14 protein-coding genes are annotated in these 13,971 nt (G+C 68.2%); 9 read left to right on the plus strand and 5 right to left on the minus strand.

Features of this window, described 5'->3' with window-relative positions; all coding sequences use genetic code 11:
* The first annotated feature begins 57 nt into the window (after positions 1-57).
* The gene (locus tag ACIBH4_RS08710; protein ID WP_362502773.1) at positions 58-1,110 is read left to right on the plus strand and encodes an SRPBCC domain-containing protein; all 1,053 of its coding nucleotides are present in this window, start codon (positions 58-60) and stop codon (positions 1,108-1,110) included.
* A 28-nt stretch (positions 1,111-1,138) separates the two neighbouring features.
* On the opposite strand, the gene ACIBH4_RS08715 is transcribed toward ACIBH4_RS08710, so the two are convergent.
* The 4 genes from ACIBH4_RS08715 to ACIBH4_RS08730 form a co-directional block, all read right to left on the minus strand.
* Positions 1,139-2,239 (minus strand): CU044_5270 family protein, encoded by a 1,101-nt coding sequence (locus ACIBH4_RS08715; RefSeq protein WP_362763013.1) that lies wholly within the window; start codon positions 2,237-2,239, stop codon positions 1,139-1,141.
* Entirely contained in the window at positions 2,236-2,775 is a 540-nt protein-coding gene (locus ACIBH4_RS08720; RefSeq protein WP_362502779.1) for an RNA polymerase sigma factor, read from the minus strand. Before ACIBH4_RS08720 ends, ACIBH4_RS08715 begins: the two co-directional genes overlap by 4 nt.
* Before the next feature lie 236 nt (positions 2,776-3,011).
* Entirely contained in the window at positions 3,012-3,218 is a 207-nt protein-coding gene (locus ACIBH4_RS08725; RefSeq protein WP_362502782.1) for a DUF397 domain-containing protein, read from the minus strand.
* A gap of 20 nt (positions 3,219-3,238) precedes the next feature.
* On the minus strand, positions 3,239-4,108 hold the full coding sequence (locus ACIBH4_RS08730) for a helix-turn-helix transcriptional regulator (RefSeq protein WP_362502785.1): 870 nt from the start codon (positions 4,106-4,108) through the stop codon (positions 3,239-3,241).
* A 306-nt stretch (positions 4,109-4,414) separates the two neighbouring features.
* Between ACIBH4_RS08730 and ACIBH4_RS08735 the strand changes: the two genes are divergently transcribed.
* The 8 genes from ACIBH4_RS08735 to ACIBH4_RS08770 all read left to right on the plus strand — a co-directional run bounded on the left by ACIBH4_RS08735 (position 4,415) and on the right by ACIBH4_RS08770 (position 12,683).
* The gene (locus ACIBH4_RS08735) at positions 4,415-5,029 is read left to right on the plus strand and encodes an ATP-binding protein (RefSeq protein WP_362502788.1); all 615 of its coding nucleotides are present in this window, start codon (positions 4,415-4,417) and stop codon (positions 5,027-5,029) included.
* Positions 5,030-5,358: 329 nt separating this feature from the next.
* Positions 5,359-5,907 (plus strand): Panacea domain-containing protein, encoded by a 549-nt coding sequence (locus ACIBH4_RS08740; RefSeq protein ID WP_362502792.1) that lies wholly within the window; start codon positions 5,359-5,361, stop codon positions 5,905-5,907.
* On the plus strand, positions 5,900-6,202 hold the full coding sequence (locus tag ACIBH4_RS08745) for a hypothetical protein (protein WP_362502795.1): 303 nt from the start codon (positions 5,900-5,902) through the stop codon (positions 6,200-6,202). Before ACIBH4_RS08740 ends, ACIBH4_RS08745 begins: the two co-directional genes overlap by 8 nt.
* A gap of 491 nt (positions 6,203-6,693) precedes the next feature.
* Complete coding sequence (locus ACIBH4_RS08750; protein WP_362763009.1) at positions 6,694-7,413, plus strand: CPBP family intramembrane glutamic endopeptidase; 720 nt, start codon at positions 6,694-6,696, stop codon at positions 7,411-7,413.
* Between the two features lie 14 nt (positions 7,414-7,427).
* The gene (locus ACIBH4_RS08755) at positions 7,428-7,793 is read left to right on the plus strand and encodes a PadR family transcriptional regulator (RefSeq protein ID WP_362763006.1); all 366 of its coding nucleotides are present in this window, start codon (positions 7,428-7,430) and stop codon (positions 7,791-7,793) included.
* Positions 7,790-8,542 (plus strand): hypothetical protein, encoded by a 753-nt coding sequence (locus ACIBH4_RS08760; protein WP_362763003.1) that lies wholly within the window; start codon positions 7,790-7,792, stop codon positions 8,540-8,542. The genes ACIBH4_RS08755 and ACIBH4_RS08760 overlap by 4 nt, the downstream gene beginning before the upstream one ends.
* Before the next feature lie 173 nt (positions 8,543-8,715).
* Positions 8,716-11,511, plus strand: a complete 2,796-nt coding sequence (locus tag ACIBH4_RS08765; RefSeq protein ID WP_362502807.1) for a CDP-glycerol glycerophosphotransferase family protein — start codon at positions 8,716-8,718, stop codon at positions 11,509-11,511.
* Positions 11,508-12,683, plus strand: coding sequence for a glycosyltransferase (locus tag ACIBH4_RS08770; RefSeq protein ID WP_362763000.1), 1,176 nt, complete (start codon positions 11,508-11,510; stop codon positions 12,681-12,683). The genes ACIBH4_RS08765 and ACIBH4_RS08770 overlap by 4 nt, the downstream gene beginning before the upstream one ends.
* A 243-nt stretch (positions 12,684-12,926) precedes the next feature.
* On the opposite strand, the gene ACIBH4_RS08775 is transcribed toward ACIBH4_RS08770, so the two are convergent.
* A complete protein-coding gene (locus ACIBH4_RS08775) occupies positions 12,927-13,970 on the minus strand; it encodes a sulfotransferase (protein WP_362762997.1) in 1,044 nt (347 codons plus the stop codon).
* Between the last annotated feature and the right edge of the window lies 1 nt (position 13,971).

Here is a 13,971-nt window from a genome sequence, read left to right on the forward strand (position 1 = left end):
TACGCCCCCGTGTAGTCGTAATGTCGCGACAGCGGCCGACCGGCAAGGAGCGGAGCGATGGCGATGCGGTTCGAGCACGAGTTCACGGTTCCCCTGCCTGTCGAGCAGGCGTGGCCGGTGCTGCTCGACGTCGAGCGGATCGCGCCCTGCCTGCCGGGTGCCGCCGTGGACAGGGCCGAGGGCGACTCCTACACCGGCCGGATGAAGATGAAGATCGGGCCGATCACGGTGACGTACCAGGGCGACGTCGCCTTCGAGAAGGTGGACGAGGACACCCACACCATGACCATCAGGGCCTCCGGCAAGGAGGCCAAAGGCCCGGGCACGGCCGGCGCCACGGTCGTCGCGCGCCTGCACCCCCAGGGTCGCGACACCCGGGTCACCGTCGACACCTCCTTCGACGTGACCGGCCGCCCGGCCCAGGCGGGCCGGGGCGTGCTGACCGAGGTGGGCGGGAAGCTGATCGACAAGTTCGAGGCCAACCTCTCCCGCCTGCTGGGCGAGGGTCCCGGTGTGGAAACGGCCTCGGAGACGCCCTCGGGGACGGCCGGCGTGGGCGGTTGGAGCGCGCCCCGGAAGCCGGGGCCGGTCGACGACGTCCCAGCGATCTCGGAGACCTGGGGCCCCGGCCCCGCACGCCCTGCCGACTCGGAAAACCCAACCGGCTCGGACGAGTTCACCGGCCCCGCAGGCTCGACGGCCCCCGACGCCGAGAGCCCCGGCACCACCGGCTCGGCGTTCCCCGGCCCCGCGGGCTCCACGGGCCACGGCGCGGAAGGCCCCGGCGGCCCGGAAGCGAGCGCGGCGGCGTCCGGACTGGGCGGTCCCGGCGGCCCGGAAGGGCTGAACGCCCCCGGCGGCCCGGCCACCCCGGGGCGTCACCTCAGCGCGGTGCCCACACCGCCCGGCCTCTCCGTCAACGAGGAGGCCGAGTCCCGCCAGAGCCACCCGGCGGGCACCTCGCGCACCTCGCTCAGCCCGGAGGAGGAGGCCCTGAACCTCCTGGAGGTGGCGGGCATGCCCCTGCTCAAACGCATCGGCCCCCTGGTCGCCGCCCTGGCGGCCCTCATCCTGCTCACCTGGCTGATCCGCCGCGCCCTACGGCACTGACCAGCTGTCAGAGCGCCTCCCGCGATCGTCAGCGAACGCACTTCTCGACGTCGTCCGACGTGCAGCCTTCGGGTACGTGAGGCGACGTGTCGGTCCAACCGGACTTTCCAACGGTAATTGTTGTGATCACAGTGCCGGATGACATGCCGTCCCTGGCCGTCACCAATACTTTGCGGAGGCCGAGCGGGTCGCCGGTGGAGGGGTCGATCAAAATTCGGCTCTCTGTACCCTCGAACGAGGATTTGCGTGCCAGTGCGATCGCCACACGCCCGTAGGGTCCCTGGGCCGTGTCGATGATCCGGGCACCGGGGAGAGCCGCCAGCATCCGGTAGACGGCCGCGCCCGTACCCGGCGAGATGGGCGCGTCCCACAGGAGGGAGGAGCCCAGTGACCAGAGCCAGTCGTCCACTGTCTCATCAGGCCCTTTCGGCTTCGCCTTGCTGTACGCGGGCCAGTACATGAGAAGCCTGGCTCTGAGATCTTCCGGCTTCTCCGGCAGTTCCATGACCTCCTTCACGTCCATGGGCACGTTGAAGACCCGCAGGGGACGTGCCGGCCGATTCGAGGAATCCGGCATGACAAGGGTCCGGTCGATCGGTGGAAGGTTGACGTCACAGTCGCGGTGCGACGCGCAAAGCTCCGGCGAACCGGCCCGCTCCCACGCGGCACGATCCTTCGCCGTGGACGGCACCGTACCGAGCCTGGTCCATTCGCGCACCGTGGGCAGAGTAGGGCTGTACCAGAGCGTCTGCCGGCCCCAGTCGTCGACGACGTAGCCGTTGACCCGCACCCGCAGGAACAACTGGGTGGTCGCCCGCCAGTACAGGCTCTCGACAGACTTCGGTCTCGCCGCCGCCCGGTCGGCCACCGCCTCCAGCACCTCTCCCGGCCCTCCCGCCTGAGGTGCGGCGTCCGGCCCCAGGCGGGGCACGGTTACCACGAACGCGACCACCGTTGCCGTGGCAACGGCCGCGACCGCCCATCCGAAACGGCTACGGGGCCGTCCTGCGAACCGTTGTTGTGAGAGCCTCGCGTCGTTCAGCGCTCTGGCCCTGGTCTCGGCGACTCTCGCCGGATCGGCGAGCGGGACGTCGGGCATCACATCGTCAATGAACCGGAACTCGTTCAACAGACCTCCACTCCCAGCGCGTCGCGCAGTTTGGTCCTCGCCCGGCTGAGCCGGGAGGCCACCGTGCCGTAGGCGACCCCGAGCGCCTCGGCGATCTCCTCGTAGGTCAGCCCTCCGTACGCGATCAGCAGCACCACGTCGCGCTCGCCCTTGGACAGCCGTGCCAACGCCCCTGACAACCGACCGACCGTGACCCCCGCCGTCACCCGCTCGGCAACCCGTTGATCGTGGCCGTCGTCGTCGGGAGGCGGTCCGGTCCTGGCCAGCGCCCGATAGCGGCGGATCTCGGCCCGGCGGTGACGGCCGATCAGGTTGGTGGCGATGCCGTACAGCCAGAGCCGGACTTCGCCCCTGGCGGCATCGAACCGGTCGCGCCGACGGAAGGCGATCAGGAACGTCTCGGCGGCCAGATCCTCGGCGACATCGAGGCCGAGCCGCCGCCCGATGTAGCGGCGAATCTCCTCGTAGTGGGCGTCGAAGACGGCGGCGAACCGCTCCCGGTCGACCAGCGAGGCCGGATCAGAAACAGCGATCATGCAAGGGGCTCCCTTGCCAGAAGGACAAGACACCCCTTCTTGCCCGACGGGCACCCCACCCTTCCCTCATTTCTCGCCGCCCCTTTCAGCGGAAGCAGCCGGAACCTCTGGGTAGTCGATACGGCCCCAGTGGACGTTCAGGCCAGTGCATCAGACAACGATGGGGTGAGAGTGGTGAAGGAGGTTGCCGGAGCCGAAGGTCCTGGTCTTCGATCGAACAGGCCCGTACCTCTTGGTTAAGAGTCGAACTCGTGACTCTTGACGCGATCGATGAAGGCCGTCCACACGGCGGGGGTGAACACCGCTGTTCCGGCATCGGGATGGTTGGAGTTACGGACGGCCACAGCACCACCGCTCAGGAAGGCGACCTCCACACAGTTGTGGTCGCTACCGCTGAGACTGCTCTTGCGCCAGTTGACATTGGACAGATCTGATCGGGACACGCCGCTGCCATCTCCTGTCGTCATAGCTGCTTGGCTATGTCCTCAATCATCCCCCGGGAAGCCGCTGCGGACTTCGCCGAAGCACGTAAATGGTTGAAAATAGTCCTATAGCGGCGGACTTCTTCCGCTTGTTCCAAATACAACCCGCTGGTCTGACTCTCCAGGAGCACGACGTCCAAGTCCGCGATCTCCGGGAACTCCAGGATGGTGAACGGGCCATTGATACCGGCATGGGCACCCACGGTGTAGGGCAGGACCTGCAAAGTGACATGGTTGCTTTCGCCAACCTGGAGCAGATGCCGCAACTGAGAGCGCATCACCTCTCGTCCGCCGATATGACGGTGCAGTAATGCCTCATCCACGATCGCCCAGAGGGTGAGGGGATGTTCACGACGGAGAACTTCCTGACGGGCCATACGCACCGCCAGGAGCTGATCGACGTCGCGAGCGACGCCACCGCTGTCGGGGACCGCCGCGATGACCGCCCTGGCGTAGTCCTGGGTTTGCAGCAGCCCGGGGACCAGGCCGGTCTCGAAGGTGCAGATCTCGGCGGCGTCCGCTTCCAGACTGATGAAGTCGAGGTAGGAGGGCGACAGCACATCGCCATAGCGCTGCCACCAGCCGCGTTTACGGGCATCCCGTGACAGGAGAAGCAACGCCTCTCTGGCCCGCTCCTCATTGACTCCATAGAAGTCAAGGATGGCCCGCAGATCACGGGGTGGGATGCGTACGCGACCATTCTCGATCTTGCTAAGCGAGGACAGACTGCGTTCCAGCTGAGCGCCGGCCTCCTCCAACGTTAGATTCGCCGCTTCCCGCAAGCGGCGCAAAGCCGCACCCAGGCGGCGTAGTCGCACCGTCGGCGTCGGCGGTAGAGGCTCACCGGCCACGACAACCCTCCGTCAATCTCACGCGACACAGTGTGCCGCATCCACCCCCCTCCATCAGGTTGGTTTTTACGAGAAAATTTTCTCGGAAACGACTTGCCTGCTCTGAGGCGGGAGGCCATCGTAAGGGAATGCCACCCTGCGAGTCCGCTTGACCTCAGAGAGTTACAAGCGAGGGGTTGGCTTCGAGAATTCGTACAACTAGTACGTAATCTGGAGCAAAAATGATCAAAGGCCAGAACAGGCGCTCGGTTCCACAAAAGCATTGTCCGTCGCACCCTTCCGGGTGTCGCGCGAAGGAGTACGGCAATGCGTTGGCGTAGGGCCTTCCCGGGTGCTCAGGAGCAGATCGGTGAAGCCCGACACTTCGTTAAGACGCTGCTGGCGTCCAGCCCTCTACTGGACGACCTGATCCTGATCACCTCGGAACTGACGTCGAACGCGATCTGCCATACGGCCAGCGGACGTGGTGGAGCCTTCGTCGTCGAGGTGACGCAGCTTCCCCTCGGCAAAGACAGGTTCAGAGCGAGAATCTCGGTCCTAGACGGCGGCGCTCTCACCAACCCCGTAGTGCGCTGCCGGGACGAGAACGCCTCCGGCGGCCGCGGGCTGGCACTGGTGGCCGCACTGGCGGTTCGGCAGGGCGTCGACGGCGACCAAACGGGCAGGGTGGTCTGGGCCGAACTGGACTGGCGCACCCCCGCCTCTCAACAGTTCATGGACGGCTCTCCCCTGGTTCCCCAGACATCCGTTGCCGCCACCCAGGCCGAGATGAACGCTCGTTACACCGACTGGCTGATCTGGTTCGGACCATGGAGCGGATTCTGGTACGGGGTGCCGAAGGACGCCGCCGCCCCCGCACTGATGCTCGTCGCCGTCTCGGCCCAGGCCTTGGCCGACGATATCGACACCGCTTTCGGCTGACCTTCGCAGCCTGTTGACACGACATCGTCGGGGAGCGGCGGCCGAGTGACTGGTCGGCTGGAGAACCATCCCCTGAGGTCGCATTGATCCACCAGAGGACCAGTTCGCGGGTAGGCCAGTGAGTCCGGAAGCCAGGCCCAGCGATTGAAGTCCTCGAACCCGTCGAGGATCCGGGCTTATGGGGTACTGCGATGTTTACGGGCGACGGGGGTTGACCGGACCTCGGGCGGGGAACTGTCACACCCATCAGCCATGATGGAACACATGTTCGGGATCGAAGAATGACCAAAAACCCTCACCCCACCGGGCATGAACCATATCCTGACCCCATGCCCCTCTCGGCCCACGCCATCGCCGCCGCCTTCCGTCAGCGGCAACCCGGCATGGGCGTCAAAAAGCTCCACAAGCTGCTCTATTACGCGCAAGGGCACCACCTCGCTGCCTTCGGCCAGCCTCTGTTCCGAGAGTCGATCTCCGCATGGGACATGGGGCCAGTCGTCGGACAGGTCTGGGGAGACGAGAAGTACGGCGCCCTCATCGAAGAGCCTCCCGAGCTGACGGAAGCCGAGTTGAACACCATCGGCTACGTCCTCAGCAGGTACGGCGGCTTAACCGCGACGGACCTGGAAAATCTCACCCATTCCGAAGCCCCCTGGCAGCGTGCCGACCGCGGTCGGCCCCCAGGAGGAAAAGCCCGAATAGAGCTGGAGTGGTTGCAAGAGTTCTTCGCCAACCAGGTTGACGACGACGAAGACGAGCCGCAGCCTGATCACGCCGAGTTCGCCCGCATGCTGGATGGCATCGAACAGCGGCGAGCCGAACCGGCCGCCCCGGACAGCCCGGAGGACATCCGCGCGTGGCTGGCGGCCCGTGCCTGACTCCGCCCCCTACAAACTGGTCAATTTGCGTAATGCTCTGGATATCTGGGAGCTGAACGAGCCCGCGTCCGCAGCTCGCAAGGAGGTCCTCAGAGCGGTCGTGGACTGGGCGTTGGATCGCCACACGGATCCATATCAGGGGGCTGCTCGGGTGGAGGGTTTTCCCAACCTGTGGCGCAGCCGCATACCAGATACGTGGCATGAGGAGCAGATGGTGTTCTGCCAGTTCTGGATCGAAGAGACCACGCGCACGGTCCGGTTCGACATGTTCTCCACGCTGAGCCTGCCAGGCTGACCGGCCGCCAAGAAAAGCGCCTACCCCGGTCCCCTGATGGATCTGGGCGGACATCTTCAGGACAAACACGCTAGACCTGTCTATCGCGCATGGTCGAAAAGAGCGAACTCGTTGACGCCCGGCGCCTGAAGATCTCCACATACTTCTCAAGTAGCGCGCGGTTGATCGGGACCGTCCCGGGCGCCCCGTGGACATCAACGCCTATGCCACTTCGCCCTCCTCCTCGTCCTGTCGCGTACATCAGCGCGTATACCGCTTCGCGCTTTCCCTGGCCGGTCGCGAGCGGGTCGCGACTCGCGGAGGCGAGAAAGATCCCCCGAAGGCGCATCCACCCCGCTCGCCGAGGTGCGGCGGGTTCCCTGCGAATCGGTCGATGACCTCACCGTCCGGCTCCGCTTCCAGCCCTTGCGGACTCCTCACCGCAATCTAGGTTGTATTCCTAACTAGGTTGCTCTACGGTTTAAGTAGCAGAGCACTTAAGGAGATCCCCCTTGTCATCCCCTCTGACGCTTGTCCTGACGGTCGTCCTCGTCGGCTACCTCGCCGTCGCCACCCCCCTGCTCGGCAAGCACTCCTACGACAGGCTGGCCCGCACCCGCGACCAGGACCCCACGGCCTACCGCCGGATGTTCACGCTCTGGAGCGCCGAGCTGTGGGCACTGGCCGCCGTGGCGCTGCTCATCGTCGCCGTGGAGCCGAACCTCGACGCCGCGGACATCGGCCTGGTGCTCACGGAGCCACTGGACGAGACCCTCGGCACGATCGCCAGCGTCCTGGTCGGCGCCGCGGTCGCCCTGCTCGTCCTCAGGTGGCTGGCCGCCCGGAGCAGGCCCGTCCCCGACCAGCGGTCCTTCAACCACCTGCTGCCGCGCACCCCGGTCGAGCGCTGGTACGCCGCGGGCCTGTCGGTGACCGCCGGCGTCACCGAGGAGATCATCTATCGGGGTCTGCTCATCGCGATCGGCACGGGCGCGCTCGGCCTGAGCAAGGAGGTCGCGGCCTGCTGCGCGTTGGCGGTGTTCGTCGCCGGTCACCTCTACCAGGGCTGGCGCGGCATGCTCGCGGTCGCCCTGGTCGGCTTCGGCCTGACCTGGGTCTACCTGAGGACCGGCAGCCTCCTCATGCCGATCCTGCTGCACGTGCTGATCGACCTTCGCGGCCTGGTGTTCACCCCGCAGCCGCGACGTGAGGTAGTCGGGCACACAGGCTAGGTAGGATCGCTACCATGACGAGCGACCGACGCGCGAGCTGGCTCAAGGGTGTGCTCGACCTGCTGGTTCTCGCCAGCCTGACGGCCGGCGAGAACTACGGCTACGAGATCGCCAAAGACCTCGCCGAATCCGGCCTTGGTCAGATCAAGGGTGGCACGCTCTACCCGGTGCTCAACCGGCTGGAGGAGGCGGGACTGGTCACCGCCGAGTTCCGGGTGACCGAGCGCGGGCCCGGCCGCCGCTACTACCGGCTCACCGACCGGGGCAGGCAGACGCTCGCCGAGCAGAGCGGGCTCTGGCTGAACTTCGACGAGTCGGTACGCGCCGTACTGGCCAAGGGCCACACCGAGACGAGCGTCCCGGAAGGAAGGCTTCGATGAACGGCCCTGTCGACAAGACCACCGGTGACTACTTCGACGAGCTCGCCGCGGTTCTGGCCGAGGCGGGGATGCCCGACGACCGGATCCGGGCCATGGTGGAGGACCTCGCCGGCTATCTCGCCGAGAGCAGTAGCGGCGACCCCGAGGAGGAGTTCGGCCCGGTGGCCGACCTGGCCCGTGAGCTGGCCGTCCCCCCGCCTCCGCCCGCCGCGGACGCCCGTAGCTGGAGCTGGACCGCCGACGTGTTCCACGACGTCAGGCTGCTCAACGAGTACGGGGCCCAGGGCTGGGAGGTCGACAGGGTCGATGCGAAGGGTTTGTTCGTCAGCATCCGAGACCCCGAGCACCCTCAGCAATGGGAGTACCGAAGAGAGCTGGTCTCGCCCGGCCGGCGCCAAGGTGTGCTCGACCTGCTCGCCCCCGACGGCTGGGAGCCGTGCGGCAGGTGGGTGTGCTTCGAATACTTCAAACGGCCCAAAGCCGCCAGCCTGGGACCCGCCGCGGAGCTGGCCTCGCCGCCGCGAACGCCGGGACGCAGCGTCTTCTTCAGTCCGTGGTTCTACGCTTTGATCGTCGGCCTGCTGGTGCTCATGGCGGTGACCCTGGTGCCGGTGTTCCGGGCCGCCGAGACGAAGCTCGACGGCAGCCTCGACACCATCCTGGGTCTGCTCACCGGCATGACGGTGAGTGTGCTCGCCGTGATGGCCGTACTGTGGCTGGCCGCCCGACGGCGCGACAGGAATCGCTGAGCGCCGGCGAGCCACCCGGCGCGAGGCCCGCTCCAGGCTCCACGTCTTCGTTCGCCGACCCGAGCAGGAGACCGGAACGGTTCGGAACTGCCCGTTCCACACAACGCCAAAAACAGTGTCATCAGTGGACAAGTAGGACAACCGCCTACTTTTTCCCGGGAATATCTCGGGTCGTGATCAATATCCCGGAATGCAGCGTTGTGGTCATCACCTACAACGATGCCCCACGGCTGGCCAGGGCCGTGCGGTCCGTACTCCGGCAGTCCCTGCGCGACATCGAGGTGATCATCGCGGACGACGCGAGCACCGACGACACCGAGAGGGTGGCCCGGCAGTTGCAGCGCAAGGACCCGAGGGTCCGCTACCTGCGCGGGGAGGTCAACAGCGGGGGGTGCGGGGTCCCGCGCAACAGGGGCGTGGCGGCGGCGCGGGCGCCGTACGTGATGTTCCTGGACAGCGACGACGAGCTGACGAGGCACGCCTGCAAGAGCATGCTGCTGGAGATCGAGAGGACCGGCGCGGACTTCGTCACCGGACAGATCACCCGGCTGTACGAGCGGAGCGGGAAGACCGCGCGCTACTACCCCGCGCTGTTCACCAGGCGCAGGACGGTCGAGGGGATCGACCAGGAGCCGGAGATGTTCCTCGACTCCTTCAGCACCAACAAGCTGTACCGGGCCGAGCTGCTGCGGCAGGTGCCGTTCCGCGAGGACATGCACTACGAGGACCATGTCTTCAGCACCGCCCTGTACTGCACGGCGCGGCGGTTCGCCGTGGTCCCCTGGGTGGTCTACATCTGGCACCGGGCCTCGGCGGAGAGCGAGGCCCGGTTGTCGATCTCGCTGTGCCTGACGGAGATGGCGAACGTCCGCTCCAGGATCAGGGCGGCCCGCCTCAGCGACGACATCCTGCGGGACAACGACCTCGGCCACCTGGTACACGAGCGGCAGCGCCGCTTCATCCGCCAGGACCTGCGGGTCTATCTCAACCCGCTGCCCTCGCGCGACCCGGCGTGGATCGAGGAGTTCGTCTCGGTGGTCCGCCCCTACCTGGCGGAGCTCGACCCGGTGGTGTTCGAGACGATCGACCCGCTGATGCGGGTCTGCTGCAGCTTCATCCTCGACGGCAGGCCCGACGAGCTGCTGGTGGCCGCCCGGTCGCTGAACGGCCCGAAGGCCCCGCCGCGCGTCGCCGTACGGGAAGGGGGGCGCACCTACTGGGGCGCGGTCCCCGACGAGAGGCGGGAGATCACCTCGCTCCGGATGGCCGAGCTTCCCTACAGCGCCTCCCGGCTGCGCCACGAGGCGGTCGTCACCGGCAAGGGCTCGCTGATCAGGCTCGCGATCACGACGTACGACCCGTTCGGCGTGCTCGCCGCCACGCCCGGCTGGACCGCGTACCTGCGGTTCAGGAACGATCGGCTGCGGCTGGAACCGCGCGAGCAGCCGGACGGCGGTTATCTGAGCGAGGCGACGATCGACCTCACCACGATCCACCACGGCCGCCTGGGCTTCGAGGGCCGCTACGACCCGGTGATCGAGATCCTCAACCCCGACGGGCGGGTCACCGCCGACCGGTTGCTCGTCGACCCGTCCACCGCGCCGTTCGCCACGACCGTCCTGTGCCACGAGGTCGTCGTCAAGGCGGAGGGGAACGCCGCGTTCCTGCGGGTGCTCTGGCGCCGCCAGGGGCTGCTGCGGCAGCTGCCCAGGCTCAAGCGGGCCGCCACCCGCCTGCTGAGGAAGGTGAGCGGGCCGGAGGTGAAGCTCCGCGTCTACAAAAGCCTGATCTCCGTGCTGCCCGCGCGCAGGGACCTCGCCCTGTTCGAGGCCGATGTCGGCACCGGATACACGGGGAACCCGCGCTACATCTACGAGGAGCTCAGGCGACGCGGCGCGCCGATGAGGATGGTGTGGTCGGCCGCCACGGCGCGGGGGCACTTTCCCTCCGGCGTCAGGCTGGTACGGCGGATGAGCTGGCGCCACATCTGGACCATGGCGAGGGCGGGCTACTGGGTCGACAGCCACGGCATGCCGCTCGCCTATCCGAAACCGCCGGGCACCCGCTACCTGCAGACCTGGCACGGTCAGGGCATCAAGTCGGTCGGCTTCGACGCGCCCGACCTGCGCGCCGACTTCGACGGGCCGAGGGCGACCTGGCGGGCCGCGGTGGATCGCTGGGACGCGCTGGTCTCGCCCAGCGCCGAGTTCGAGCGGGTCTTCGTGCCCTCCAACGGCTACCGGGGGCGGTTGCTGCGGCACGGTTCTCCTCGCTGTGACGTGCTCGTGCACGGCGACCGGGAGGCGGCAGGGCGGGCGAGGAGGCGACTGGAGATCCCGCACTGGTCCAGGGTGCTGCTGTACGCCCCCACCTACCGCGACCGGGCCAAGGGGTCCGGGCAGTCGGTCAGGGCCGACCTGGACGCGATGGCCGAGGCTCTCTCCGGCGACTGGACGGTGATCCTGCGGACCCACCCGGTCGAGCGGTTCGAGGTGCCCGAGCACCTGCGTCACTTCGTCCGGCACGCGGGCTCCTATCCGGAGGTGAACGACCTGATCCTGCTCTCGGACGCGCTGCTCACCGACTACTCGTCGCTGATGTGCGACTACGCGGTCACCGGGCGGCCGATGCTGTTCTTGATCGACGACTGGGACGAGTACCGCAGGGTGGAACGCGGCGTCTATCACGACCTGCCCGCGATCGCCCCCGGTCCCTGCCTCACCACGACCGAGGAGCTGATCGAGGTGCTGCGCGATCTCGACGGGACGACGGCGGCGTTCGCCTCCAGGTACATCGCGTTCCGCAGGACGTGGTGCGCCGACGAGAAGGGGCATGCCTCGGCGAAGGTGGTGGACGCCTTCTTCGAACCTCGGCACGCCCAGGCCCATCTCCCCTCCGACGTGCGGGAACGCCCCCCGGCCGTGCCACGGCACCTGGCCCGTCTGCCGCTGCTCGGACGGTCGCGGTGAACGGCGGGCGCAGGGGGGCGGTGGTGTTCGCGTGCCTGGACGCCGACACCCTGGGCGGCGTCCAGCGCGTCACCCATACCGTGGCGCAGGGCCTGGCGGAACGGGGCCGCGAGGTGCACGTGATCGGGCTGCACCGGTCGGAGAAGCCGTTCCGCTATGTGGAACTGCCTCGCTACACCAGTCACGTGATCCACCGGGCTCCGGTGGGAAGGCTCTCGCGGCTCGGCAGGCGTCGCGAGCGGCAGGCGCTCGACAGGCTGCTGCGGGAGGTGGGGCCGGGGTTCGCGGTGCTCTCCTCGCCCAGCGTGGTCACCCGGATCGGAGAACTGCTGCCCGAACGACTGCTGCCGATCGGGCAGTACCACGGGTCCTACGAGCACGCGCGGGGATCGTGGCACCTCGGCTCGGTCCGCGGCCACTACGGCGCCCTGGAGAAGGCGGTGTTCCTCAGCGAGGAGGACGCGTGGCTGTTCTCCGAGCACGCGTTGCTGCCCAACACCTGGTCCATCCCGAACCCGCTGCCCGTCTGGCCTTCGCGGACCGCGAGCCTCACCGCCCGCCGGGTGCTCGGGGTCGGCAGGCTGGAGGGCGTGAAACGGTTCGACCGGCTGATCTCGGCCTTCGCGCGGGCGTGCGGCCGTCCAAGACACGGGGGCATAGAGGGCACAGAGGGCGACGGCGATCACCCGAATCTCGTGAGGGCCCGTCGCGAGGTGAGTGAGGGCTGGGAGCTGCACCTGATCGGCGAGGGGGCCGAGCTGGAACGGCTCCTGTCGCACGCCGCGGAGTGCGAGGTGAGCGACCGGGTGGTGTTCCGTGGCGCGGTGCCCGCGGCCCGGATGGCGGATGAGTACATGGACGGGTCGCTGCTCGCGCTGTCCAGCGAGCACGAGGGGCTGCCGCTGGTGGTCGGCGAGGCTGCCTCCTACGGGGTTCCCTCGGTGGCGTTCGACGTGTCGAGCGGGCTCAGGTCACTCGTACTGGACGGGCAGACCGGGGTGCTGGTGCCCCCGGCCGACGTGGCCGGGCTCGCCGCCGCGCTGGCCGGGCTGATCGCCTCGGCCGCGGAGCGGCGGCGGCTGGGAGCCGCCGCCCGCGCGCACGTCGAGGCGTTCCGCCCCGACCACGTCCTGGACCGCTGGGAGGCCCTGTTCGACCAGATCACCCGCTGACCGTCCCCCGGACCGGCGGGAAGCCCTGTCCGGATCACACCCTGACCGCGTACCACCGGCGGGAAGCCCTGCCCGGATCACACCCTGACCGCGTACCACCGGCGGAAAGTCCTGTCCGGATCACACCCTGACCGCGTACCACCGGCGGGAAGCCCTGTCCGGATCACACCCTGACCGCGTACCACCGGCGGAAAGTCCTGTTCGGCCGGATGCCGGCCGCGTGCCGGACCGGCGAGAAGCCCCTCACCTGCCGGCCGCGACGGGCTCGGTGCGCGGCATCGGCACCCCCGCCAGCACGATCTGGGCGGAGGTGAGCCGTGCCCCCAGCGGGTTCGGCTCGCGGAGCCGGATCAACCGGTCGAACGTCACCCTTTTCACCCGGGTCAGCTTCCGCCTGGCCGCCGTCCGCTCGTAGGACATCAACCGCGAGGTCTCGGCCTTCGGCGCCCCGGTGAGCTCGTACCCGTACGTCTGCAGCCGGTCCCCGAGCACGCTCTCGCACAGCGAGATCTCGCCGGGGTCGAGCCGGTCACGCCACGAACCGGCCCGCGCGGTGGTCACCTCGCCGAAGGTGCGCGCGTGCCAGGTCTTGCGGGCGGGTACGGCGATGCCGGCCACCGAGCCCGGATCGCACATGGCGGGGTCGAACTCCTCACCGAGGAACTCGCACAACCTGCGCAGGTGAGCCTCCGGCTCCGCGGTCAGGTCCTCGTAGCGCAGCTCGTGGTAGCTGCCGCCCGGCAGTTTCGGCGCGCCGTGCCTGGCGAAGTCGATCGCCTCGGCCCAGGCGGAGACCGCGCTGTAGACGGTCCCGTTGTACCAGGGCATCTCCTTCAGCGACGCCACGCAGTCGCGGCCGTCCCTGATCAGGTGCACGAACTGGGCGTCGGGAAACAGCCGCAGCAGCACGTCGGTGTACTGGAAGTACGAGGGTCGCTTGTCACCCCAGCGCGGCTTGCCGTGCCTGGCCGCGTAGGCGCGCAGCACGATGCCCAGCGCGGAGCCGAGCGTCGGCGGCCCGCCGACGATCTGCTCGAGCACCTCGTCGCGGTCCAGTTCCAGCTCGTGGAAGCGCGACTGGCGCCGGTCGACCACCCATTCGCCCAGCTCGCGCCGGTGCGCGGCGTCGTTGAGGTCGCCGAACTGGAGCCGCCGCTGGTAGGCGGAGACCATGAACCGGGTCTCCGGCGGGATGGCGACGCGCGGGTGGGCGTGCAGCATCAGCTGCAGCATCGTGGTCCCCGAGCGGGGACAGCCCAGGATGAAGATCGGGCGATCGGGCTTCATC

Source organism: Streptosporangium sp. NPDC050284 (genome assembly GCF_044459525.1).
Lineage (GTDB): Bacteria > Actinomycetota > Actinomycetes > Streptosporangiales > Streptosporangiaceae > Streptosporangium.